21 protein-coding genes and 2 pseudogenes are annotated in these 24,425 nt (G+C 53.3%); 12 read left to right on the forward strand and 11 right to left on the reverse strand.

Annotated features, from left to right (window positions below; genetic code table 11):
- Positions 1-16 precede the first annotated feature (16 nt).
- Positions 17-220 carry a protein DsrB gene (gene dsrB / locus O1Q74_RS13280; RefSeq protein WP_225085100.1) on the reverse strand — a complete coding sequence of 68 codons (204 nt, stop codon included), beginning with the start codon at positions 218-220 and terminating at the stop codon, positions 17-19.
- A 490-nt stretch (positions 221-710) separates the two neighbouring features.
- Between dsrB and O1Q74_RS13285 the strand changes: the two are divergent.
- Positions 711-972, forward strand: a pseudogene (locus O1Q74_RS13285) (IS3 family transposase); the annotation flags it as partial.
- A 148-nt stretch (positions 973-1,120) separates the two neighbouring features.
- Here O1Q74_RS13285 and O1Q74_RS20295 read toward each other — a convergent pair.
- Positions 1,121-1,282: pseudogene (locus tag O1Q74_RS20295) on the reverse strand (flavin reductase family protein); the annotation flags it as partial.
- A 379-nt stretch (positions 1,283-1,661) separates the two neighbouring features.
- Here O1Q74_RS20295 and O1Q74_RS13290 point away from each other — a divergent pair.
- The 3 genes from O1Q74_RS13290 (at position 1,662) to O1Q74_RS13300 (ending at position 3,878) form a co-directional block, all read left to right on the forward strand.
- Positions 1,662-1,994 carry a DUF1971 domain-containing protein gene (locus O1Q74_RS13290; protein ID WP_271873735.1) on the forward strand — a complete coding sequence of 111 codons (333 nt, stop codon included), beginning with the start codon at positions 1,662-1,664 and terminating at the stop codon, positions 1,992-1,994.
- A gap of 10 nt (positions 1,995-2,004) precedes the next feature.
- Positions 2,005-2,343 (forward strand): DUF1869 domain-containing protein, encoded by a 339-nt coding sequence (locus O1Q74_RS13295; protein WP_271873737.1) that lies wholly within the window; start codon positions 2,005-2,007, stop codon positions 2,341-2,343.
- A 728-nt stretch (positions 2,344-3,071) separates the two neighbouring features.
- Entirely contained in the window at positions 3,072-3,878 is an 807-nt protein-coding gene (locus tag O1Q74_RS13300; protein WP_271873739.1) for a hypothetical protein, read from the forward strand.
- Between the two features lie 29 nt (positions 3,879-3,907).
- On the opposite strand, the gene O1Q74_RS13305 is transcribed toward O1Q74_RS13300, so the two are convergent.
- A complete protein-coding gene (locus O1Q74_RS13305) occupies positions 3,908-4,972 on the reverse strand; it encodes a sensor domain-containing diguanylate cyclase (protein ID WP_271873741.1) in 1,065 nt (354 codons plus the stop codon).
- 449 nt (positions 4,973-5,421) lie between these two features.
- Between O1Q74_RS13305 and O1Q74_RS13310 the strand changes: the two genes are divergently transcribed.
- From O1Q74_RS13310 to O1Q74_RS13345, 8 genes are all read left to right on the forward strand, one after another.
- Positions 5,422-7,293 (forward strand): beta-glucoside-specific PTS transporter subunit IIABC, encoded by a 1,872-nt coding sequence (locus O1Q74_RS13310; protein WP_271873742.1) that lies wholly within the window; start codon positions 5,422-5,424, stop codon positions 7,291-7,293.
- Positions 7,293-8,756, forward strand: a complete 1,464-nt coding sequence (locus tag O1Q74_RS13315; RefSeq protein ID WP_271873744.1) for a glycoside hydrolase family 1 protein — start codon at positions 7,293-7,295, stop codon at positions 8,754-8,756. Before O1Q74_RS13310 ends, O1Q74_RS13315 begins: the two co-directional genes overlap by 1 nt.
- An 80-nt stretch (positions 8,757-8,836) precedes the next feature.
- Positions 8,837-9,676 (forward strand): PRD domain-containing protein, encoded by an 840-nt coding sequence (locus O1Q74_RS13320; protein ID WP_271878926.1) that lies wholly within the window; start codon positions 8,837-8,839, stop codon positions 9,674-9,676.
- A gap of 217 nt (positions 9,677-9,893) precedes the next feature.
- Positions 9,894-10,940, forward strand: coding sequence for a Fe(3+) ABC transporter substrate-binding protein (locus O1Q74_RS13325; RefSeq protein WP_271873745.1), 1,047 nt, complete (start codon positions 9,894-9,896; stop codon positions 10,938-10,940).
- The gene (locus tag O1Q74_RS13330) at positions 10,924-12,651 is read left to right on the forward strand and encodes an ABC transporter permease (protein WP_271873746.1); all 1,728 of its coding nucleotides are present in this window, start codon (positions 10,924-10,926) and stop codon (positions 12,649-12,651) included. Before O1Q74_RS13325 ends, O1Q74_RS13330 begins: the two co-directional genes overlap by 17 nt.
- Positions 12,644-13,333 carry an ABC transporter ATP-binding protein gene (locus tag O1Q74_RS13335; protein WP_271873748.1) on the forward strand — a complete coding sequence of 230 codons (690 nt, stop codon included), beginning with the start codon at positions 12,644-12,646 and terminating at the stop codon, positions 13,331-13,333. The genes O1Q74_RS13330 and O1Q74_RS13335 overlap by 8 nt, the downstream gene beginning before the upstream one ends.
- Before the next feature lie 76 nt (positions 13,334-13,409).
- Complete coding sequence (locus tag O1Q74_RS13340) at positions 13,410-13,688, forward strand: type II toxin-antitoxin system ParD family antitoxin (RefSeq protein WP_180742476.1); 279 nt, start codon at positions 13,410-13,412, stop codon at positions 13,686-13,688.
- Positions 13,688-14,008, forward strand: a complete 321-nt coding sequence (locus tag O1Q74_RS13345) for a type II toxin-antitoxin system RelE/ParE family toxin (protein ID WP_271873749.1) — start codon at positions 13,688-13,690, stop codon at positions 14,006-14,008. Before O1Q74_RS13340 ends, O1Q74_RS13345 begins: the two co-directional genes overlap by 1 nt.
- Positions 14,009-14,110: 102 nt before the next feature.
- On the opposite strand, the gene iolB is transcribed toward O1Q74_RS13345, so the two are convergent.
- The 8 genes from iolB to iolG form a co-directional block, all read right to left on the reverse strand.
- Positions 14,111-14,947 (reverse strand): 5-deoxy-glucuronate isomerase, encoded by an 837-nt coding sequence (iolB, locus tag O1Q74_RS13350; RefSeq protein WP_271873751.1) that lies wholly within the window; start codon positions 14,945-14,947, stop codon positions 14,111-14,113.
- Between the two features lie 98 nt (positions 14,948-15,045).
- Positions 15,046-15,936: a myo-inosose-2 dehydratase gene (iolE, locus tag O1Q74_RS13355; protein WP_271873753.1), complete on the reverse strand. Its 891-nt coding sequence runs from the start codon at positions 15,934-15,936 to the stop codon at positions 15,046-15,048.
- Positions 15,937-16,095: 159 nt separating this feature from the next.
- Positions 16,096-18,000, reverse strand: coding sequence for a bifunctional 5-dehydro-2-deoxygluconokinase/5-dehydro-2-deoxyphosphogluconate aldolase (locus tag O1Q74_RS13360; protein WP_271873755.1), 1,905 nt, complete (start codon positions 17,998-18,000; stop codon positions 16,096-16,098).
- 41 nt (positions 18,001-18,041) lie between these two features.
- Positions 18,042-19,175, reverse strand: a complete 1,134-nt coding sequence (locus O1Q74_RS13365; protein WP_271873756.1) for a Gfo/Idh/MocA family protein — start codon at positions 19,173-19,175, stop codon at positions 18,042-18,044.
- Positions 19,176-19,215: 40 nt separating this feature from the next.
- Positions 19,216-20,247, reverse strand: a complete 1,032-nt coding sequence (locus O1Q74_RS13370; protein ID WP_180742471.1) for an ABC transporter permease — start codon at positions 20,245-20,247, stop codon at positions 19,216-19,218.
- A 12-nt stretch (positions 20,248-20,259) separates the two neighbouring features.
- Positions 20,260-21,807, reverse strand: a complete 1,548-nt coding sequence (locus O1Q74_RS13375) for a sugar ABC transporter ATP-binding protein (RefSeq protein WP_271873758.1) — start codon at positions 21,805-21,807, stop codon at positions 20,260-20,262.
- Positions 21,808-21,873: 66 nt separating this feature from the next.
- Positions 21,874-22,812: a substrate-binding domain-containing protein gene (locus O1Q74_RS13380; RefSeq protein ID WP_271873759.1), complete on the reverse strand. Its 939-nt coding sequence runs from the start codon at positions 22,810-22,812 to the stop codon at positions 21,874-21,876.
- 80 nt (positions 22,813-22,892) lie between these two features.
- Positions 22,893-23,879: an inositol 2-dehydrogenase gene (gene iolG / locus O1Q74_RS13385; protein WP_271873761.1), complete on the reverse strand. Its 987-nt coding sequence runs from the start codon at positions 23,877-23,879 to the stop codon at positions 22,893-22,895.
- Between the last annotated feature and the right edge of the window lie 546 nt (positions 23,880-24,425).

Genomic DNA, 24,425 nt, shown 5'->3' on the forward strand with positions numbered 1-24,425 from the left:
TATCGATATGTTCCCTTTACTCTTTTTGCGGCAACGTCTTTGGCTCAACAAACGTACCATCTTTACTGTCAGCCTCATTGAAAAACCAGATACCGGCTGGGTAATCTTTTAATGCAACTAAGTACATTATCCCTTCCTGGAACGTTTCCACAGCCAGAATCGTCCCTTCCCGGCGCGTTTTCCCATCGGTTTTAACTGTAACCAGATCATTAACTTTCATAAATTTATCTCAAAATAGCTTCTAACATCAAAAAAACAGCATTATCATTTACAACTACGGTAGTAATAGTACCTGTATGAAATGATTAATTTTATTTGTTTTTAACAACGCCATATTGACCCTCTCTGTCATTAACTATCGATTATTCAGGCAAAAAATTGATTGTTTCTATCCTAGTACATCCGACATATTCGCAAAAGAGATTAAAAGTTGAACGAACTATTGAACGTTAATGAACAGAGAGATAACGGTGAGTTGGACTACAATCAAGTCATAACATCAGAATGGATGCAATTGATAGCAACAACCTCACAGAAATCTTTTAATCTACTTCAACCCCTCTCCGATCAGAAGGCGTCCGACTCTGATGTATTAGTGTGTAGTGATGTGATGGACGTCCCTCCCTGAGTACAGGCCCTGCCACACTTATGCTCAGTGTTCTTCATCAGCAACGTGAAGGCATACCCATGAAGAAGCGTTTTTCCGACAAACAGACTATCAGTCCATGCTGAAAAGCCATAATCTGCGAGGGAGTATGAGCGCAAAAAGATGCTGTTACGACAATGCCTGCGCGGAGAGTTTTTTCCACTCACTGAAAGTGGAATGTATCCACGGTGAGTCCTTTGCCAGGCGGGAAATAATGCGAACGGCGGTGTTTAAATTATATCGAGTGCGATGACAATCGCTGGTGTCGCCACAGTGCATGCGGCGGTCTCAGCCCGGAACAATATGAAAACCACAACCTCGCTTAGGGCTGTGTCCACATTACGTGGGTTAGGATTAAACTTCTGTTTTGCCACGCTTCACCATGCACTATCAGGGTAGGAAACGATCTGAGTCAGTTTGCCGTTAAAAGTTCGTTTTATTCAAAAACGCCATCCAGATAATAAATTATCTGCAGGTCTTACTTCCTTTAGTGACACCGATAATAATTTTATCGCCGAGGGAAATTGACGACGATATAGAAGCGACATTGACTTCTCCGTTGCTATTATCTGTTGTCGTAACAAGGAAAACAGGGAAACCATAATAGAATGAACTGAGTTTTACGTTCTTTTTCATTTGAGTTAAAACCTCATCACTGAGTGGCGTTATATTTTTTCATTTTTACTCTTTTGATTTATTTTTAACAATAACCCTAATTGAGTACCAATAAGGGTATTTTTTAGGCCCAACGTGCCTAATAAGGGGAGCATCAAGAAATAACTTAATGTAACTATTCCTTGATGTTAGTTTTTATCTCCGCCAATCAGGTGAGATAAATAACCAACGAGAGAAACGTTGATTCCTGAAAATACGGCCTTTCCGCAAAGCGTTGCGGCATTGTAAAAATTAATTAGCAGAAAATAATTCACAAAAATTAAAAGAGGTATATGATATGCATTATATGGTTTTTCCTTCCTGCCCTGCAATGTAGCCGGGTAAAGCATGAGGTTTAAACATGGAACGAATTGTTATACCAGCGAATTATGTTCATACCCGTACCACGCCTTTCTGGACAAAAGAAACTGCCCCAGCGTCTATCTGGAAGCGCCATTTGGATGCAGGGACGCGGCAAGGCGTCTACCCGCGCTTGTGCGTGATGCAAGGGACGATTCGTTATTATGGCTACACCGATGAGACCAGCCCTGAGCCCGTAGAGACGCTAACTATTGAGGCCGGGCAATTTGGCGTATTCCCGCCAGAAAAATGGCACAGAATCGAAGCGTTATCTGATGACACGCTATTTAACGTAGATTTTTATGTCGATCCAAAAATTCTGATAGAAGGTTGAGGTAAACATAATGACAAGTGAAAACAAAGGGTATTCATTAACACTATTGAACCGCGACAATAAGGAAAAGGCAGAGAAAATTTATCTCAAGCCGATGGCTTTTTATGTGCCTGATTTCGCCGCAAGCGCAGTTATGGAATTATTCAACGAACTGTCGTCAACCAGCGAAAATAAAAAAGGTTTTCTGCTGACGGTTACGAACAATAATAACGGCGTGTCCGTCGACAAGGATCTCTCTACGGTCGAAGAAGTAAAAGACAAGACAGTTTCGGCTGAAGCGGTAAAAGAGCTGGTTAATATCGTACGTGGTTACGATGCGGATGAAGAGACTAACGTCTGCGGCTGGTAAAGCAATATAGTTTCATCACTATTTATGCTGCTCGCGTATCGATTTTTCCGCAACCAGAATAATTTAAGCGTGAATTTTATTACCCTGATTTATTAAAAAAGGCGCTGAATGTCTTTTGACTTAACAAGCGCCCCTCCCCTTCGATTATTCCAAATAGCCACACTGGCATTAACGGATGTTCTCATTCAGTACATGAAGCTTGTCTATAGCGGTTCGTCTAACACAATCATCCCATTCTGGAGCAATAGAACATGCAAATTAATAATTATCATGATTATTATTAGCACAAGAAAACTAAGAAGGGAAAGAGAATAGATTTTCAAAATCCATGATAATTTATTAAAGCGACCATAAATAACTAAATATTTTTTATATCATGCCGATTTATTAATTAAATCACGCGGTCTGCCTGCGTTTATGGCTACAGCACACAGCGTCGTATTCCGCATAGTGAGTTAGAAAGAATAAAAAGACTGTGGTCGCAGATGAAAATACATGGAGTTTTTTCAAATGAAATCAAGCAATATTCTGTTGTCCTCACTGTTCATGACAGCCCTTTTTGCATCAGTTATGCCAACGTCAATACTCACGACTCAGATGTAGAAATTACCATGAGATAACACCCGTACTGAAAAATCGCTGAGCAACCACTCAGGCATTTTTTATGAATAGGGATAAGCAGCATGAGTCGTTACTTATCCCTGAATCACAACGAGTGAGAAGAACGAATGATTAACTTCAATGGCCTTTCAAAAAGTACGGTGGCAGGTGCGCAGCCCACCAATGACAGTCGCTCGATAAAAAAGCAGGAAAACGTATCCGAAAACACACAGTCTGCGTCTACAACGTCTGATGGTTATTCAAATAAAAAGAATAGCGGCATTACAACGCTGGCAAAACAGCTCAGCGACGCCGCCGTCAGGGCCGAAGCCAGAGATGCAACAAGCGATCGCAATGCATTGGCTGCCAAAGCCAAAAGTACACATGATGAAATTCTCGGTGTGAATTACGCTAACAACAGAAAAACTCATGATGCGGAAGTCCCCGATAGTGATGACCCCGAGCGATTAGCCAGAGCAACACAAGCGACAGCCTATAACAACGGTCAAGGAAGTAATCCTTTCAAAGGCCTGTCTCGTGAACAGCTGGCACTGATTACCTATGACGATAGTGGAACCTTTACGGTGAATGAGCGGCGTGCGGCCTGGAGCGAGGCTTATGACCAAGAGCAAGTCTGGCGTACGATGGCCGTGGCACAAAGCAAACTGGAGTGGAGTCGCGGTGAGTTTAAACAAACCGAATTTTTCAAAATGGTGTTAGATCACCATGAGAGCCTGCCATTAATTGAACAAGCGCAGGCACCGGAAGGCTATGTACCACGTCTGAAGTACCTGATAGAAATGGACTTCAACTTTATGACTGGGGAATCAGGCAAAGACGCCGATCCGTTCAAGCGCCTGTTTGAACTCCTTTCCCCCACCAAACTTCACTTAGAAGATGGCAAGCTCACTCTGGATGCAACCAAAGATGCCTGATAAGCAGATGATAACTTCTGCATAGGCATTTACGATTGTGCTGTGATGACCTCAAAAGCGCGGGTTTGATCTTTTTTTCGCGTGATTTTATTGGCGTACATTGCAGCATCAGCCCGGCGCATCACGCCATCAGGCTCCTCGACGGAAGGATCTGCCGTGACGATCCCGATGCTTGCCCCCAAATAGTCAATACTGACCGTGCCGAGCGAACTGACCTCACCGAGAGAATAGTGCCCCTGCAACAAGGGTGTCATGTCATTCCTGAAGGAAGCAATCACACGCTCATCCTCTCCCGGTGCAACGTCTACCATGCGGGCAAAAACAAATTCATCACCACCGAGACGCCCGACAACATCACCTGGGTTGCCCCACATGAGCAAACGGCGACCAACGTCTTGCAAGAAGATATCACCGGCTTCGTGGCCGAACTGATCGTTAATTTTCTTAAAGCCATCAAGGTCAATGAACACAATGAGCGCCTGCTGATGGTCGTTCTTGGCCTGAGAAAACAGCGCTTCCAGAGAGTAAAATACGCCTCGGCGGTTAAGCAATCCGGTCAGTGAATCGGTATAAGAATACTCATGTAACGCGGCGTTTGCGGCCGTTAACTGCCGCACCAGCCACTCTTTCTGCACCTGCTGAGCAATGAGTTGCGCGAATAAACTCAGGATTTGTTCACCCTTGGTCGTCAGCGGTTTATGGTCGGAGCTTGCGGCACAAAGGGTGCCATACAACTGCCCGTCCTCCATCCGTACGGGCGTACTGGCATAAGTCATAATGCCCAGCGCTTTCGCCGCCTGCGAATCCCCCCAGCATTCAGCCACATTCGGCGTGTAACTTTGCCCTTCGTCCAACGCACGTTTGCACAGCGTGTCATGCCACGGAACCGAGACACCTTCAGGAATATTGAGCGTTTTCGTGTTGTGAGCAAACAGGATATTTTGAAAGCCCGCTTCGGTGTCAACCTGCGTCAGGTAAGTTGATTCCAGATCGGTGACCAGCTCCAGCATGACCAATAACTGGCGAACGAGCCCCTCGAAGGAATCCTCTGAACGTAATGCGTTCGAGAGGTGAGAAAGCAGATTATCAGTCATAACAATCGATCCCAACGGTGAATATTTTCAAATAAAAACAATAAATTAACGAATAAATAAATGAACTGCTATATAGCGTACATCACCCTATAATCGGCGCAAACAGAGGATCTCGCCATACGACAGAAAGCATACACGCCTTTCGTCTGTCCGTTTGCACTCTGCGAGTTTACCTCGCTCTGTTGTTTATCATCGGTTAAAAAACGCCATATTTTATTCAACATGCCTGAAATGCATCAGCATCGTCAGGCAAAGCCTTCCATTCTGCTATTACCATCACACTTACCCGTCAAGGCAGTACGATCTGTTTGACTTTCCCGCGTACCAGGACTTACAACAGCAGCACAGGCGTGTAACTAGTTTTCTAGGCAAGACCTGAAGCTATCCCACTCAACATCATGGGAGGAGCTTCAGGTCTTTTTTCGTTTCTGGATCAGGGGAACCGTCGTATGAGCCATACCGCAGCAGATAATAACGCGACAGCCTATGCCACCACCGCGGAAAAAATCATCACATTAGTCGGTGGAATTGACAACATTGAGCACATTGAGCACTGTTCTACGCGGCTACGGTTTAGCCTTTATGACAATAGTCAGGTGAACCAGCGCGAGCTGGAAAACGTGCCGGGCGTGTTGGGCGTTCGGGTCAACGTGCAGTGTCAGGTGATCATCGGCAGCGAAGTGATGCAGGTGTACGACGCAGTGCAGAACCTCGCCGCAGGCCGCAAAGAAACGGGCCGCGCCGTGCCAGCAAAAACCAACCGCACGGCTTTTGTCATCGATTTTATCATCAGCGTATTTCAGCCGCTGGTTCCTGCCATTGCTGGCGGCGGTGTGCTCAAGTCACTGCTATTACTGCTGGACCTGCTCGGCTGGCTCACCAAAGACAGTTCAACCTACAAAGTGCTGGATAACATCGGTTCCGCACCGCTCTATTTCCTACCGATTCTGGTAGGGATCACCACCGCGATGAAGCTGAAAGTCAATGTGCTGGTCGCGGTTTCCGCCGTCTCGGTCATGGTGCTGCCTGCCATGTCTAAACAACTGGCGGAAGGCGCTGAATTTCTCTCTCTCGACCTGAAAAACGTCGCTTACGCCTCGCAGGTTTTTCCGGCGATTCTGTGCGTCATTTTCTATGCGCAAACCGAAAAGATCTTCAATCGCTACTCACCGAGCGCCCTGCGTATTTTCCTGTCACCGATGCTTTCGCTGCTGGTCACCGTTCCCGTCACGCTGCTGGTTCTGGGCCCATTGGGTTATGAACTCGGTGCGGGGCTGGCTAGCGTAATCCTCTGGCTGTACAGCAAACTGGGCTTTGTGGCGACAGGCTTACTCGCCGCTGCGCTGCCCTTCATGGTGGCGTCAGGAATGCATAAGCCAATGCTGCCCTATGCCGTGTCCTCCATGAGCCAGTTTGGTAAGGAAATGCTCTATCTGCCTGCGTCACTCGCGCATAACATTGCCGAATCAGGTGCCTGTATAGCGATCGCGCTCAAGAGCAAAGACAAAACGTTAAAATCGACGGCGCTTTCAGCTGGTATTTCCGCCCTGTTCGGCATCACCGAACCCGCGCTGTACGGGATTACGCTGCTGAATAAAAAAGCGCTCTACAGCGTGCTGGCAGGTAGTCTGGTCGGCGGCGCGTTTATCGGCTGGATGGCGATCGAAGCCTTCGCACTGGTTGGCCCCGGCCTGGCCAGTATCTCCATGTTTGTTTCGCCGGAAAATAGCTGGAACATCGTCTATGCCATCGCCGGTGCGGCGCTCTCTTTTGCTATCGCTTTTCTCTCCGCCCTGTTCCTCTGGCGGGAAGAAAAACCCGTCGCGGCGGTAGAGGCAGAAGAAGCCCATCACGCTATCGTTGAATACCCGTTCGCCAGCCCGATTGAAGGAAAAGTCATCCCGCTGGAAAGTGTAAACGATGAAATCTTCTCCAAACGTATCATGGGTGACGGCATTGCCATCATCCCCGAGAAAGGCGTGCTCTACGCTCCAGCGAACGGCACGATTGAAAACGTGTTTGAAACGGGTCATGCGGTCAGCATGCTCACCGACAGCGGTGCCGAACTGATTTTCCATATCGGCATCGATACCATCAAACTCAATGGTCAAGGCTTTCAGCCAAAAGTCATGGCTGGCCAACAGGTTAATGCTGGCGACGTCCTCGTTGAATTTGACCTCGATAGCCTCATCGCCGCGGGTTACGATCCCGTCGTCATGATGGTTATCACCAACAGCGAGCGCTTTCGCGTGATACCGGAAGCCACTGACGCCCTCATCCATCCCCACACCATCATCATGACCTTAAAGGAGTCTGTGTAATGGATAAAAACATCACATTCCCGGAACACTTTTTATGGGGCGGCGCGATTGCCGCGAATCAGGCCGAAGGCGCATGGAATGAAGACGGCAAGGGGCCGTCGGTCGCGGACGCCATTACCTGGAAACCGAATCTCGATTTGAAGAATTACCATGCCCATATGGCGCTGACGGACGACAACATCGCCGATGCGCTGAACGGCAAAAACGATGCTTTCTACCCCAAACGGCGCGGCATCGATTTCTATCACCGCTACAAAAGCGATCTGGCACTGTTTGCCGAAATGGGCTTCAAGGTGCTACGCGTCTCCATTGCCTGGTCACGCATCTTTCCAACCGGAGAAGACCGTGAGCCGAATGAAGCAGGCTTACAGTTTTACGACGATCTGTTCCGCGAAATGCGCAAGCACGGTATCGAACCGCTGGTGACGCTTTCACACTACGAAATGCCGCTGGCGCTGAGTGAAAAATACAATGGCTGGGTGCACCGCAACGTGCTGGATGCCTTCGTACGCTTTAGCAATGTTTGCTTCGATCGCTATAAGGATCTGGTGTGCTACTGGCTGACCTTTAACGAGATCGACAGTATCCATCGCCATCCGTTTACCACGGCAGGGATCCGTGAAGAGAAAAGCGCCCCGGGACAGGCCAAGCAGGATATTTATCAGGGGCTGCACCACCAGTTTGTTGCTTCGGCCATTGTCACCCGCGACTGCCACGAAAAAATCCCAGGCAGCCAGGTCGGCTGCATGCTGACCAAACTGACGACCTACCCGCACTCCTGCCGCCCGGAAGACGTTGAAGCCGCGCTGAAAAAGAACCTCGAAAACTACTTTTATGCCGATGTACAGGTGTTCGGTGAATATCCGCCGCTCATCAAGCGCGACCTTGAGCGACGCGGTATCCACATCACCATGCAACCCAACGATTTGGCTATTCTCAAGCAGCACACCGTGGATTTTGTGTCGTTCAGTTATTACATGTCGCTCACCGAATCCACACAGCCAGACGCCGAGAGAATACCGGGGAATACCGTTCTGGGTGTGAAAAACCCGTATCTGCCGGCCTCGGATTGGGGATGGCAGATCGACCCAGTTGGGCTGAAAATCTCCCTGCTGGAGCTTTACGACCGCTACCAGAAGCCGCTGTTTATTGTCGAAAATGGGCTGGGTGCGAAAGACGTTGTCGAGAACGGGAAAATCCACGATCCTTACCGCGTTGACTACTTCCGTTCACATTTCGAGCAAATGCGTGAAGCGATTGGTGAAGGCGTTGAACTGATGGGGTTCACCAGTTGGGGAGCGATTGACATCATCAGCGCGGGCACCTCACAGATGTCCAAACGCTATGGCTTTATCTATGTCGATCAGGATGACGAAGGCCACGGCTCTCTGGCGCGCCTGAAAAAGGATTCGTTCTACTGGTATCAGAAAGTCATTGCGACGAATGGCACCGACCTCTCCTGACAGGCAGGCACTTGCTGCAAGCTGTGTGGACAACGGCAGGAAACTGCGGTAATTGGAAGAAGCATGATGGGAAGAAAAACGTGATTAAAGTGAAAAAAGCGTTAAATAACAGCATGCTGTTAGTCGATCATGAACAGCAGGAGATGATCCTGTTGGGTAAAGGGATCGGGTTTGGTGCCAAACCCGGTTCGTTGATTGATGTGACGCATGTTGAGCAGGTTTTCATTCCACTGGAAAACCTGAAATCACGGCATTTTCTTTCATTGACCGACACGATTCCTGCGGCTTTTTTTGACATCACTCATGAGATCGTCACGCTGGCGCAAAGCCAGTACGCCGAAAAGCTGAATTCGGTGCTGTTCTTTACGCTGGCGGAACATCTCTATTTCGCGGTTGAACGTAGCAAAACGGGCAACTCTTTCATCAACAAGCTCAGTTGGGAAGTCAAACGCTATTACCAAAAAGAGTACGCCATCGGCGTGCAGGCGAAAGATCGCGTGTCGGCACGTTTTAACGTCACGCTGCCTGATGACGAGGCCGTCAATATCGCGTTCCACCTCATTAATGCCGCCGGTAGCGCCGAAATCGCCGATGCCCACCAGCAGGTTCAGTTGGTGAACCGTCTGGCGGAAATTGTCCGCTACAAATTAAACAAGAATATTGATGTCAACGCCGTCGATTATCTCCGTTTTATCACCCATCTGCGGTATTTCTCCGAACGGGTGATTGCCCGCAAAATCGCCCCAAGGCGCACGGACGATTTCTATCAGGAACTGCTGAAACACTACCCTGAAGCGATGGCAATTTCCTGGGCCATCAGAGATTACATTCAGGAAAAATACCAGATGGCCTTGCCGAAAGAAGAACTTACCTGGCTGACCATGCATATCAGCAGGCTGGCCGACAGCCAGACGCCATAGCGCTTACCCCACACAAGATAATCACCTGCCCCTGTTTTACCCACACGCATACCGTCTCGATGGGTCCGTATGTTGACCCTCATCACGATCGCAGATCGCACAAATTAATGAGATTGAAAATAAGAGTGATTATCATATATAGTTTTTGTCACCTGCAGAAAATATCTCCTTATTTTATTAATTCATGTCCCACATTCATTCTGGAGAAGATAATAACATGTCAAAAACGCTGTCTGTTCTGTGCAAAAAAGCGCGCCTGCTGACGCTGGCTTCATCGCTGATGGTGGCTTATGCTCTGCCTGCCGCCGCAGATGATTCTCTGACTCTCTACACCACGCGTGAACCCGGCCTGATTCAGCCGCTGCTGGATGCGTTCACCAAAGAGACGTCGGTTAAAGTTAATACCGTGTTCATCAAGGATGGCATGCTGGAACGCGTGAAGGCGGAAGGCCAAAACTCACCGGCTGACCTGTTGATGACCGTTGATGCGGGTAACCTGATCGATCTGGTCGAAGCGGGTGTCACCCAGCCGATTCAGTCCAGCACGCTAACCGAGGTCATCCCGGCTGCGCTGCGCGATAAAGACAACCAGTGGTTTGGCCTGTCGATGCGTTCACGCGTGCTCTACGCGGAAAAATCACTGCCGCTGACCAGTATTACTTACGAAAATCTGGCCGATCCGAAATGGAAAGGCAAAGTGTGTATCCGTGCGGGTCAACATCCCTACAACACTGCGCTGGTCGCTGCGATGATTGCACATCATGGCGAAGCCAAAACCGAAACCTGGCTGCGCGGCGTGAAAGACAACCTGGCGCGTAAAGCCACCGGCGGCGACCGCGACGTCGCACGCGATATCCTCGGCGGTATCTGTGATGTGGGTCTGGCAAACTCCTACTACGTTGGCCACATGAAGAACGCCAAAGAAGGCACCGATGCCCGTAAATGGGGCGATGCCATTAAAGTTGTGCAGCCGACCTTTGAAAATGGCGGCACACACGTCAATATCACTGGCGCAGCCGTTGCACGCCATGCTCCGCATAAAGAGCAAGCAGTGAAACTGATGGAATATCTGGTTTCCGCGCCAGCCCAACAGCTCTACGCACAGGCGAACTATGAGTACCCGGTTCGCAAAGGTGTCACGCTGGATTCCACCATCGGCAGCACCATTGGTGAAGTTAATGTGGATAGCATTCCGCTGACTGACATCGTTAAATTCCGCAAACAGGCCAGTCAGTTGGTAGATAAAGTTGGATTCGATCAATAAGACAAGTTCGTCAACGATGCGCGGCGCCCTCAGGCGGCCGCGCCTCTTTTTTTCCCCACTTCGCATCGCTGCCGTTGTCATTGCGCTCGGCGTACTGGCCCCGCTGGTTTCCCTGCTTTGGCTAGCCGCTGGCGCAGGTGTCAGCCATTGGGATCATCTGATGCGCTACGTGCTGCCCGATGCCGCGCTCAATACGTTGATTCTCCTGCTCGGCGTCGGCGCGCTCGTCATGGTAATTGGCGCAGGCTGCGCCTGGCTAGTGACCGCATTTGATTTCCCCGGCAGGCAGTTCGTTAGCTGGGCGCTGTTGCTGCCGCTGGCGATGCCCACCTACATTGTCGCGTTTGCCTGGCTCGATCTGCTGCATCCCATTGGGCCGATTCAGGAAGCGATCCGCAGTGTGCTGGGCTACGACAGCCCGCGTCAGTTCCGCCTGCCGGATCTGCGCTCCATGACGGGCGCGATTTTGCTGCTCGGTTTGGTGCTCTACCCGTACGTTTATCTGACCATGCGCGCGATGTTTATCAGCCAGCCGGCACACTTGCTGGAAGCCGCTCGTACGCTGGGCTTAAGCGCAACGGGAACCTTTTTGCACGTTGCCCTGCCGATGGCGCGCCCTGCGCTGGCCGTTGGCACCAGTCTGGCCTTGCTAGAAACGCTGAATGATATTGGTGCCTCCGAGTTCCTTGGGGTGAATACACTAACCGTGACGGTTTACACTACCTGGGTCACCCGTTCGGATTTACCAGCAGCGGCACAAATTGCCTGCACCATGCTGACGGTGGTCATCCTGCTGCTGACGCTGGAATATTACGGTCGGAAAAATCAGCGCTATGGCACCAGCCGACAGATGCGCGGCATCGTGCCCGCGCCGTTGAAAGGGGGGCGCGCCTGGCTGGCAACCTGCGCGACGGTATTACCGATCCTACTTGGCTTCATCGCCCCTGCCCTCTTTCTGACCTGGGAAAGCGCCAAACGGCTGGGCGATAGCGTGACGATCTCCGCCGGACTGATACAGTCGTTACAGAACTCGCTCCTGCTGGCCGTTGGCGTCACGCTGGTCGTGACGTTCGTCAGCCTGATTATTGCGTGGTATGCCCGTCATTCGGCCATTACCGACCGATCACCGGAACGTCGCCGCACCCTACTGAGAATCGCGTCGCTGGGCTATGCTGTGCCCGGTACGGTGCTGGCGATTGGCCTGATGACACCCGGCATGGCAACGGATAATTTCCTCGCTGGATTGATGGGCTATAAGGGATTGCCGCTGCTTTCCGCGGGTATCCTGCTGGTTATCTGCTGCGCGATTCGCTTTATGGCGATTGGCATTGGCGCGCTTGATGCCGGGCTGACACGCATTCCTCCCGTGATGGAGCAGGCGTCGAGACTGCTGGGCGAAAGTGAATTTGTCACGTTTTTCCGCGTACACCTTCCCCTACTGCGCCCGGCGCTGGTGACCAGTGCGCTGCTGGTGTTTGCCGACGCGATGAAAGAACTCCCCGCCACACTGCTGCTGCGACCAGTCAATTTCGAGACGCTGGCGACCGTGCTCTATGCCGAAGCCGCCAGAGGCACCTATGAAGAAGGCGCGATTGCCGCACTGCTGATTGTCATGGCCGGCACGCTTCCCGTCGTGCTGCTGGCACGCAGCCAGTTAAAAAACGCCAGTGGAGAAACAATGAAAATCATGAGGAAGAGTCAAGGTGTCTGAGGCTACACTCGTTCTGAATAATGTCCACGTCGCCTACGGGCACAAGCATGATATTCATCACGTGCTGAACGGTTTTTCCATGCAGGTTGCCGCCGGTGAACTGGCCTGCCTGCTGGGTGCATCAGGATGCGGTAAAACCACGGCGTTACGCGCAATTGCCGGTTTTGAGCACCTGACTCAGGGAACGATTCACGTCGGCGGACGCTGCGTAGCCGGCCCCGACGTGCATCTGCCGCCGGAACAGCGCAACGTCGGCATGGTGTTTCAGGACTATGCGCTGTTTCCCCACCTGACCGCCGCGCAGAATATTGCCTTTGGCCTGAGAAAACAGCCGCAAGATCTACAGCAATCACGCGTCCACGCCATGCTGGAACTGGTCGATCTGGCCGCGCTGGCGCAGCGCTACCCGCATGAGATGTCCGGCGGGCAACAGCAGCGTATCGCGCTTGCGCGGGCATTGGCCCCGCAGCCTGCCGTGCTACTGCTCGACGAACCGCTATCCAGCCTCGACCCCGACAGCCGCAAACGACTGGGGCAAGAAGTGCGCGACATCCTGCGCGACGCCGGACAAACCGCGCTTCTGGTCACACACAGTGAACAGGAAGCCGAATTGATGGCCAGCCATATTGGCTATTTGAAAGAAGGTAAGCTCGATACTATTTCGATGAACCGAGACGGTTGATTCAGTGGCTCGCCCCTGACAACATGGGAAATAATGAGTATGATTAAATCCTATCGGTAAGTTCAAGGGGTAGGCAATGAGAACAACACAACAGATGAGTATAACGCTACCGAATGAAATGGCTGCTCAGGTGAAAGCCCGAGTTGCCAGCGGTGAATACGCGTCAGAAAGTGAGGTTATTCGGGAAGGACTTCGAGCGCTGATTGCACGCGATAATGCAGTAGAGAGTTGGCTGCAAGAACAAGTCGTTCCCGCCTGGAACGCGCTGCAACGCGGTGAAACAGAAAGCCTCAGCAGTAGCGACATTAGAAACAGATTAAAAGCCGAGTTCAGGAAGATGACCGGAGAAGAGTAATGGATTACAGGGTCGTATTCGCACCGGAAGCGGAAGAACAACTGGCAGCACTGTACCGCTACATAGCGAAAGTTGCCTCGCCCAAAACCGCACTCAGCTATACCGAAAGCATTGTCAGTTATTGCGAATCGCTTGAGTTATTCCCTGAAAGAGGAAACCAACGCAGCGATATCTTACCAGGGCTTCGTGTTACCAATCATCGTAAAAGAACACTCATTGCTTTTATGGTGGAAAAAGAGAAAAAAGCGGTAACGGTTCTGGGCATTTGGCATGGCGGTCAGGATTATGAAAGCGACCTGCTGTCAGATAAAACTGATTAAAAATATTTTGTTAGCTAGCTAACTTTCCCAAGTACATTATGGCAGTAACCTACAGATTATCTATAAGCCACTGCCCATTCTTACGTTCGTTTGCCAGTATCGCTACACCTTGCCCTGTCGGTGTTTATCCGCATAGTCGGGGCTGTTGATCCATTGGTGATCCGCTTCCCAGGTGAAACGCCACTGGCGCGTCGGGCCTGCCATCACATTCAGATAATAGCTGTCATAGCCTGCGATGGTGGCGACCGGGTGGTAGCCACGCGGCACCTGCACCACGTCTTTATCGTAGACCGCCATGCATTCATCTAATGAACGGTCATCGGTATAGACACGTTGCAGGCAGAACCCCTGCCCTGGATTCAAACGATGATAGTAAGTTTCTTCCAGATAGGTTTCCTGCGGCGGATTATCGACATCGTGCTTGTGGCTGGGATAGGAGCTGGTACAGCCTTCATCAGTGTACACTTCGACCACCAGCAGGCTGTCTGCCGCGTTGTTCTCCGGCAAAATATTATGCACATAGCGCTGATTATTGCCGGCACCACGCTGTTCGGCGTCGATATCCTGCGGAGCGATCAGCCGGGTTGGATGCGTGCCAAACCCCGGTGCGGCACAAACGGCCAGCTCCAGCGCCGTGTGCGCCGTGACCGTCACCGCCTCTCCCGCCGTGACATAAACCGCATAAGGCTTTCTGCGCTCAAACGGGCTCATTCTGTCGCCAATTTGCTCGAAGCGCTCACTCGGCGTGACAACCGTCGCTTTGCCGCTCACCAGCACCAGACAGCGTTCGTTATCGCTGGCAGGTAGTGATAGCACCTGTTCCGGTGCCAGTTGATATACCTCGAACCCCACGTATCGCCAGCCCGCCGTTTCCGGCGTGATGTGCTGCGTACGGCCATGTTCGTCAGGGGCGCGATGGCGTGATAACAGTCGGGACATCTTTTGCCTCCATATCTACCCCAACTTCACGCTGCCTGCCTATTGGTTGGCCAGCAGCGTGAATACGCGGGGGGGGGGGGGGGGGATATCACCACGAATCAGATCAATTCCGCCTGCTGGGCGAAACGCTGCAAGTTATTGTAGCCCAGCGTCGCATACGTCAGCGGATGCGCGACAGCCGGATCTTGTTCCGCTTCGACCACCAGCCAGCCGCTGTAATTATGGGCTTTCAGGATGCTGAACACTGCCGGATAGTCGACACAGCCATCGCCCGGCACGGTAAAGACGCCGCTCAGCACCGCGTCCAGAAAACTGGTCTTGCGGTTTTTCACGTCTTTCAGCACATCGGGACGAATATCTTTGCAATGAACGTGATTGATGCGGCTAATCCAGCGTTTCGCCACCGCCACCGGATCGGCACCCGCGAACGTAAAGTGTCCGGTATCCAGCAACAGCCCGACTTCCGGCCCGGTATGTTCCATCAGATTATCCACATCCTGCGCACTTTCAATCACCGTCCCCATATGGTGATGATAGGCAATCTGCACACCCTGACTTTGCGTGTAGCGCGCAAACTCGGTCAGCTTTTTGCCGTATTCCGGCCAGCGCTCTTCCGGGAAACGCGGACGCAGATGGACCGGTTTCTGTTGGTCGCCGTGAATCGCCCCCGTCACTTCGGCAAACACCAGCACCGTCGCGCCGAGGTCACGCAGCAACGCCAGATGCCCCTGCACGGCTTCAATCTCTTCTTCCACTGAACGGGTGAGCAGTTCGCCGGAATACCAGCCGGAGACTAAGCGCAGATCGTGCGCTTGCAGAATAGGCCCCAGCACGCTGGCCTGACGCGGGAATTTGTTGCCTAATTCAAAACCGACGAAGCCGGCCTGCCGCCCTTCACTCAGGCAGGTTTCCAGCGGCGTTTCCGCGCCCAGAGAAGGCAGATCGTCATTGGTCCAGGTGAGTGGATTAATACCAAGTTGAACGGTCATGTTATGTCCCTTTATTGAAATAGATATGCTCGTCATACTTTAAGTTGCATGTGCGTTGGCTACGTTCAGTCACCCGAATCACTTACCTGAGTAAGCTCATCGGGACTCCTTCTCTTGCCGCCTTCCTGAAACTCGAATTATTTAGAGCACAAAAACGGGTTAACCGCGCTGCCGCCAGACGGCGATCAGTTGCAGGTAGTTATGCTTAACTTGCTCAATCAATTCGGCGTCGTCGATCTCGTTACGCAGCCACTTTTGTGCTGGCTGAGCAAACAGGGTGCGACCAACGGCAAAGCCTTTCACTATCGGGAAACCGACGGCGGCGCTGAAGCCCTGTTGCAGCGTTTCCAGCGGCGCATCCAGCCCCAGAATGACCACGCCCCGACAGTAGGGATCGCGTTCTGCCAGCAGCGGCGTAAGCTGCGCCCAGCCTTCGGAGGACAGCGGCGGCAATTTCCACCAGTCTGGCCGCACGCCGAGGTTGTAGAAGCGTTGAATCGCACGCAGATAAAGCGCATCGCTATGCGGCATCCCCGCCGGCAGAATGACTTCAAGCAGCAGTTCATGGCCGGATTGACGACAGGCCTGATAGACCTCCATCACCTTCATTTCCTGCTCGCGCCGCAGCGCGTGAGCGTCTTCCGGATGGAAGAACACCAGACATTTCACGACATGTTCTAGCGGCCAACTCACCAGTTGTGAACCAATGTTGCCGCGCTCCATCATTAACGGGCGCGATCCCGGCAGCTCAATCGGTCGGCCAATCCACCAGCCTTTTCCTGTAATGTCGTTCAGCGCATCCTGCCCGAACGTACCGTCGCACAGCAGCCCCGCTTTGCCCTCCAGTCCTGCCTGCTGCGCCGCATCATAGCTGGCACGCAGAATCAGTTTCTTCAACGCGGGGATGCGGCTGATTTCTGTGCCACAATTCAGCGCCATGTCTTCCAGTTGGCTACGGTGATCGAACGCGATCACGCACAGTTCATGCCACTGCTTACGACGCGTCGTGACGCGGTGCAGATGGTTAAGCTCTTCGTCCAAATCGGGACGAGGCACGTTCGCCGCTCGCGCTAGATAGTTATCCAATTCGATCTTGCTCGGCATAGCTGGCGCACAGCCGTGGCGCGACACCACCAGCGCGCCGCAGGCGTTGGCGTACGCACAGGCCTTCTCCCAACCTTCGCCGTTGAGGTAGCCCCGCAGCAGGCCAGACATAAACGCATCACCCGCGCCCAGTACATTCAGCACATCCACGCGTACGCCTTTGATCGTGATGCCTTTATCCAGATGGTCGGGGATAGCGTGGCTAAACACCGAGCAGCCCAGCGCCCCGCGTTTGCACACCAGCTCCGCCTGCGTGTGCTGCCGCACCGTGCGCAACGCCTGCAAGGTATCCGTGCTGCCGCCCGCAATGTGGAACTCTTCCTCGGTGCCGACAATCACGTCGAACAGCGACAGCACCTGCTGCAACTGCTCGGTAACCGCCTGCGCTTCAACAAAGCGGGTTTCACCGTCGCCCAGCGACGTCAGCCCCCACAGCACCGGACGATAATCAATGTCCAATGCCGTCTTCACCCCGTTACGCCGCGCGTATTGCAACGCCGTCAGCACCGCCTCACGCGTGTTAGGGTGCGAGAGATGTGTGCCGGTAATCGCCAGACAGCGTGACGAGGCGATGTAGTCTTCGGTGAAATCCTCCGGCGAAATCGCCATATCGGCACAGTTATCGCGGTAGAAAATCAGTGGAAAGGTATCGCGATCTTTGATGCCCAACAGCACCAGCGCCGTCAGACGTTCCTTATCGGTAATCAAATGGCTGGTGTCGCAGCCGACCTGATTCAGCTCTTCACGCAGGAAGCGCCCCATATGCTCGTCGCCCACCCGCGCCAGCATAGAAGAACGCAGCCCCTGTCGCGCCGTGCCGTAAGCCACGTTGCCGGACGACCCGCCCAGATACTTGGCAAAGCTACCCATATCTTCCAGACGCGCGCCGATTTGCTGCCCGTACAGATCGACAGCAACGCGCCCCATGCAAATCACATCAAACGTCTTTTCCTTACTCATAGCAGCCAATCCTGTAAAAAAGTCGCGTAAAAAAATCGTAATTAGCCCACGTCGTCCACATTCACCCAGCGTGCCGTTTCGTGTGACAGCACGATCGCATCCAGAACTCGCGAGACTTTCCAGCCTTCTTCAAAGTCCGGCCACATGGGGACGTCAGCCGCAATACCGTCGATCAGATCGCGTACCTCCACCGTTTTCTGATCGTTAAATCCAATTCCGTGTCCGGCGCTGGCGCAGAAGGCCGCATAGTCAGGATGTTGCGGCCCAGTCAGCAGCGTTTTGAATCCCTGCCGGTTCTCCGGTTCGTCATGCCGATAGAGTTTCAGCTCCGCCATGCGCTCCTGCGTGTAACTCAGCGTGCCTTTTGTACCGGTCACCACGTAGGTCAGCCCCATTTTGCGACCGCAGGCGATGCGCGAGGTTTCAATCACGCCGCGAGCGCCGCTGGCGAAACGCACCATCGCATGCGCCTGATCTTCATTCTCCACCTGTACTAATTCGCTGCTACCCGGTGCCGTCGGGCGTTGTGCAATCACGGTTTGCAGATCGCCGCAGACGCTGGCGATGTCCCCCACCAGATACTGCGCCATGTTGACGATATGCGCCGCCAGATCCCCCAACGCCCCCAATCCGGCGGTTTCTTTGAAACAGTGCCAATCCGCGGGTTTGTTCGGATCGGACAGATAATCCTCGTTGTGCGTACCGTAAAAATGCACCACCTCACCAATCTCGCCGCTGGCGATAATCTCTTTGGCCAACTGTGAGGTCGGGTTCTTCATGTAGTTGAAGCCAACCAGCGTTTTCACGCCAGCCTGCTGCGCGGCGTCAACCATTTCTCTGGCATCACGTGCGTTCAACGCCAGCGGCTTTTCCGAGTAAACGTGCTTGCCGTGCTGGATAGCCGCCATCGCCATCGTCTTATGCAGAAAGTTCGGCGCGCAAATATCCACCACGTCAATGTCTGGGTCCGCCACCAGCGCACACCAGTCCCCCGTTGAGCGCTGAAAACCGAACTCCTGCGCCCGTTTGGCCGCCAGTTCCGGCGATACTTCCGCCAGCATCGCCTTCACCAGATTGCCTTTCAGCGGGAAAACCGTCGGTGCCTGCGCGTAGGCGATGGCATGCGCACGGCCGATATAGCCGGTGCCGATTAACCCAATGCGTACATCCTTCATATCCACCTCGGTGCAAAAAAAGAATCGGTACGGGTGCGGCTCAGATAGCGCCGCGACGGCTCTTGGCGTAGGTATCGAACGCCACGGCCAGCACGATAATTAACCCGGTGATAATCTGCTGGTAGTAGGCCGATACGTTCATCAACACCAGTCCGTTAATCAGAATGCCCATGATGATCGAGCCGATGATCGTGCCGCTAATCCGGCCGTAGCCGCCCATCAGCGAGGTGCCGCCAATGACCACCGAGGCGATAACACGCAGCTCAAAGGTGATTCCCGCAACCGCTTCGGCGCTGCCGAGGCGGGCGCTGAGAATAAAGCCTGCCAGCCCGGCCAGACAGCCAATCACCACGTAGACGCTAACCAGTACGCGCTGCACATTCACCCCTGCCAGCCGTGCCGCTTCGGTGTTGCCGCCGATGGCGTAGACGAAGCGACCCCAGCGGGTTTTATGCAGCGCGAGATAACCCAGCAAGGCGACCAGTGCGAAGATCCAGATCGGCACCGAAATACCGAGAATCTCGCCCCGCCCCCACCAGCGATAGCCGGGGTCAAAACCAGCAATCGGCGCGCCGTCGTTCATCACCAGCGTTAACCCGCGCCAGATCGTCATCCCGCCCAGCGTGACGATAAACGGCGGCAGACGCAGCTTGGTCACCCCCAAGCCATGCAGGAAACCGATGAAGGTGCCCATCGCCAGACAGACGCCCAACGCAACCAGCCAGCTCAGGCCGTACCAGGCATCGGGATCGACGGTGGTGAAGTTGTCGCCTTTAATCACCGACGCGGCGGTGATGGCACACACCGCCAGAATGGAGCCGACGGACAGGTCGATCCCGGCAGTCAGAATGACAAACGTCATCCCTACCGCCATGATGCCGTAGATGGAGACTTCGGTCAGAATGTTGGTGATGTTGCGTTCAGACAGAAAGTTGCTGTTCTGCGACTGAAAGAAAATCAGCAGCAAAATCATGAAAATAAACACGCCAAAGCGTTCAAAAAAGGCAATCGGGTCAAAACGTCCACGCGTCGTGGACGGCGTAATGCTCTTAGAAAGCGGCTGCTGGGACATGCGTCACCTCCGTTATGCTGCGTGTAATGCGTCGTGGCAAATGGCCATCATCGTCATCAGTTTTTCTTCTGTGGCGTCATCGCCATGAATTTCCCCGCTAATCCGCCCTTCACTGAGCGTGATAATGCGGTCGGAAATCGCCATGATCTCCGGAAGGTCGGAGGAAATCACAATCACGGCGACGCCCCGTTTCGCCATATCGAACAGCACCTGATGCACTTCGGACTTGGTGCCAACATCGATGCCGCGCGTGGGCTCATCCACGATCAATACTTTGGGGTTCAGCGCCATACAGCGGGCAAGAATCACCTTTTGCTGGTTGCCGCCTGACAGCTTGCGCACTTCCTGCTCGCTGTTCACCATTTTGATGTGCAGCGCCTGACGGTAGGCTTCAATCAGATCGTCTTCCTTGCGGGTGTTCACAAACCAGCGCCAGCGCATGAGCGATGAGAGGTTGGAGAGTGAAATGTTTTCTCTGATCGATAACCCCAGCACCGCGCCTTCTTTCTTACGGTCTTCCGGCACCAGCGCAATGCCTTGCGACAGCGCATGCAGCGGCGTGGAGGGATAATAGGGTTCATCATCCAGCACAAATTCACCGGTTGAGAACGCATCGGCACCAAACAGGCAGCGTGCGATTTCCGTACGTCCCGCGCCTACCAGCCCGGCAATACCGAGCACTTCGCCCGCATGTACATGGAAATTGATGTCTTTTAGCGCGATGCCGTGCGCATCCAGCGGCGGTTTTTCCCGGCTTAAGCCCTTCACCGCCAGCCGTACCGGCTTATCCTGATGATGCGTTTCTGAAGGCGGACGGCGGTTAAACACCACGTCACGGCCGACCATCAGGCGAATAATCTCCTGCACATTGGTGCTGGCGACGTCCCCCGAACCGGTGTAGCGGCCGTCCTGAAACACGGTAAATCGATCGCACAGTTGGAAGACTTCGTGCAACCGGTGCGTGACATATACCACGCTCACGCCGCGTCCTTTCAGCTCGCGCACCACGCGGTGCAGGCTGTCGACTTCGCTGTCGCTCAGCGCCGCCGACGGTTCATCCATCACAATCAGTTTGGCATTCAGCGTCAGTGCTCTGGCGATCTCCACCATTTGCTGCTGCGCCACGCTCAACCGTGCCACCTGCGTCGTCGGTGCCATGTTCAGTTTCAGGTAATCCAGTACCGCTTTCGCCTCGCGATTGACCGCCAGCGCATCCACAAACATGCCGCTGCGCTGCGGCTCACGCCCCAGGAACATGTTCTCCGCTACGCTCATATTGGGCAGCAGATTAAATTCCTGATAAATGGTAATAATTCCCCGTCTCTGCCGTTCAACCGGCGATTCAAGCGGTAACAGTTTCTCGCCGCCAAGCCAGATGTCGCCGCTGGTCTGCGGCTGCGCCCCTGCCAGCGCCTTCAACAGCGTCGATTTGCCCGCGCCGTTCTCTCCCAATAGCGCATGAATTTCTCCCGGCTGTACGGTCAACTGTGCGTTGCTCAGCGCCCACACGCCGGAGAAGCTCTTTGCCAAATTGGTGATGTTCAGTAGGGGTTCCGTCATGTTTACCTTCCTCCCGCAAGGCCGCGCGGACGCGGCCTGCTGAATGCCTGTGATGTAGAGCGCGACTTATTTACCCGCTTCGCCAATGCGTTCGGCATCGTTCAGGTTATCTTTGGTAATCATGGTCGGTTGGTAGTCTGCCCCAGTGATAGGCGCTTTACTGCGGATGTTATTGGTCAACTGCGTCAATGCCGTGGTTACCGCATAGCCCGGACGTTGATCGGCAGTCACGGCCAGCCAGCCGTCGCGTACGCGAGCCAGCGCTTCCGGCACGGCGTCAAAGCCGGTGACCATCACGTCGCCGGGTTTCAAACCCTGCCCCTGCAATGCTTCAATCGCGCCCAGCGCCATGTCGTCATTCGCGGAGAGAATGACCTGCGGACGTTTAGGCAGAGAAGGAAAAACACTTTCCACGATGCGCATCCCTTCGGAACGCATCCAGTTCCCCGTTTGATCAGCCACGATACGGTATTTGCTGCCGCCTGCTTTCAGGCTGTCGCGAATCCCCTGCGTGCGTTCGATGTTCGAAGAAGAGCCCGGCTGACCGGTCAGCAAGATGATCTCTGCGCCATTCGGGAATTGGGTTTTGACATAGTCGGCAATCGCCTGACCGCCTTTATAGTTGTTTGCACCAAAGTGCGGCACCGCTTTTTCCGTTTTCACCGAACGATCCAGCGTCACCACCGGCAGTTTGGCATCCTGAATTTCGGTCACGGCGCTGGAAACGGCGTTGACGTCATTCGGTGACACCACGAAGCCCTGCGCTCCGCGAGTAATGGCATTTTCTAAATCGGCGGTCTGCTTCGGTGAGCTACCCTGCCCATCCAGCACCTGCAAATTCACGCCCAGTTCTTTGGCGGCTTTAACGGCGGTGCGCTGCATGTGAACTTCAAACGGCATAGCGAGATTCGGCGTACTGAAAACGATTTGTTCATTTTGGGCCTGAGCAAGACCAGACAGACCCAGTGCGATGGCGATTGCGGTAACGCTGATGATCTTTTTCATATGTCTTTTCTCTTCATCTGCTTCTGTTATGGGTATGGGTGTAGGGTTGAAAGCAGGTAAAACACGATGTGCCGATACGGTTACACGGCGACCTCCTTGCCTTGGGCCAGGGATTCAAAGGCTTTATCCGCCAGATTCAGCGCACGCTCACCGTCCAGACCGGAGCACTCCGGCTGGGTGCGGCCATTCAGCACATCGACAAAATGCTGCCACTCTGCCGCGTAGGCCGCGTGATAGCGTTGCAGGAAGAAGTATTCGGGTTTCGCTGCGAGGCAGCCGTCGTCGGTCCACTGCTCGACCACGTTCTCGCGGATATTGCCCGCGCTGAGCACGCCTTTCGCGCCATGCAATTCAAGACGCTGATCGTAGCCGTAGCCGGAGCGGCGACTGTTGACGATGGTCGCCATCGCGCCAGAGGCAAATTTCAACACGATAAACGCGGTATCAATGTCGCCCGCCTCACCAATGGCCGGATCGACCAGATTGCTGCCTTGCGCAAAGACCGACACTGGCTCTTCGCCCATAATGAAACGCGCCATATCGAAGTCATGAATCGTCATGTCGCGGAACATACCGCCGGAAACGCGAACATACTCAGCAGGCGGCGGCGACGGATCGCGGGAGATAATCAGGAGAGATTCCGGCTTGCCGATGCGCCCCTCGCCAGCCAGCGTTTTGACGCGGCGGAATTGCGGGTCGTAGCGGCGGTTGAAACCCACAAACAGCGGCACGTTCTGCTGTTTGACGACGGTCAGGCAATCGCGAACGCGGGCAATATCCAGATGCACCGGTTTTTCACAGAAAATGGCTTTGCCATGTTTGGCGGCCAGCTCAATCAAGTCGGCGTGCGTGTCGGTCGCGGAGGCAATCAGAACGGCATGCACCGCCGGATCGTTCATGACTTCATCCACGGTTTGCACTTTGGTATGGTAGCGTTCGGTCAGCGTCGCGGCATTGGTTGGGTTGGGATCGACGACCGCGTACAGATTGGTTTCTTTGTGTGCCGCGATGTTGACTGCATGGACCTGCCCGATGCGGCCTGCGCCCAGTAAAGCGATGTTAAACATAGATGCTCCCTTGCTGCCTGAGTGGCGTGTAATGCCAGACTGAAAAAGTGACGGATAACGGCTAGTCGCATTCTTCCCCAGCCCCATCACCCGCTTTTTACCGCAAATCCTGATAGCTAAAATAAAACATTTATTTCAGTTTTGTATAAATTGAAAATTATGTTTTTGCGTGTCAGTTAACATTTTCATGACATCTTCGCTGTTTTCTGCAACCCCAATCACACATCGAGTGAGTACGTTTGTGGCGGTGTACAGGAATGTTAGAGGATCGGTCAGACGCTGGTGCACCGCGGGAGGGAAAATGAAACCGTGGTTTGAAAATGAAATGAATGTTTCAATTTAATCTCCCTCCACATTCCCCACTCTCGGAGACAAAAATACAGGGAGTTATCACGGTTTTTGCCTTTATTCGGCGTAAAAAATTATGCTGAGGAGATAGCAGGCTTAGGATGAGCCGCAGGACGCGGCGAAAGCTTGCGCCACGTAGGGAACGTGTCGCAAGCGGTCCGTTAAGCGTGATACCGACGAAGGCACCGCGTCAGCGGC

It is taken from the genome of Pectobacterium sp. A5351 (assembly GCF_028335745.1).
Classification (GTDB): domain Bacteria; phylum Pseudomonadota; class Gammaproteobacteria; order Enterobacterales; family Enterobacteriaceae; genus Pectobacterium.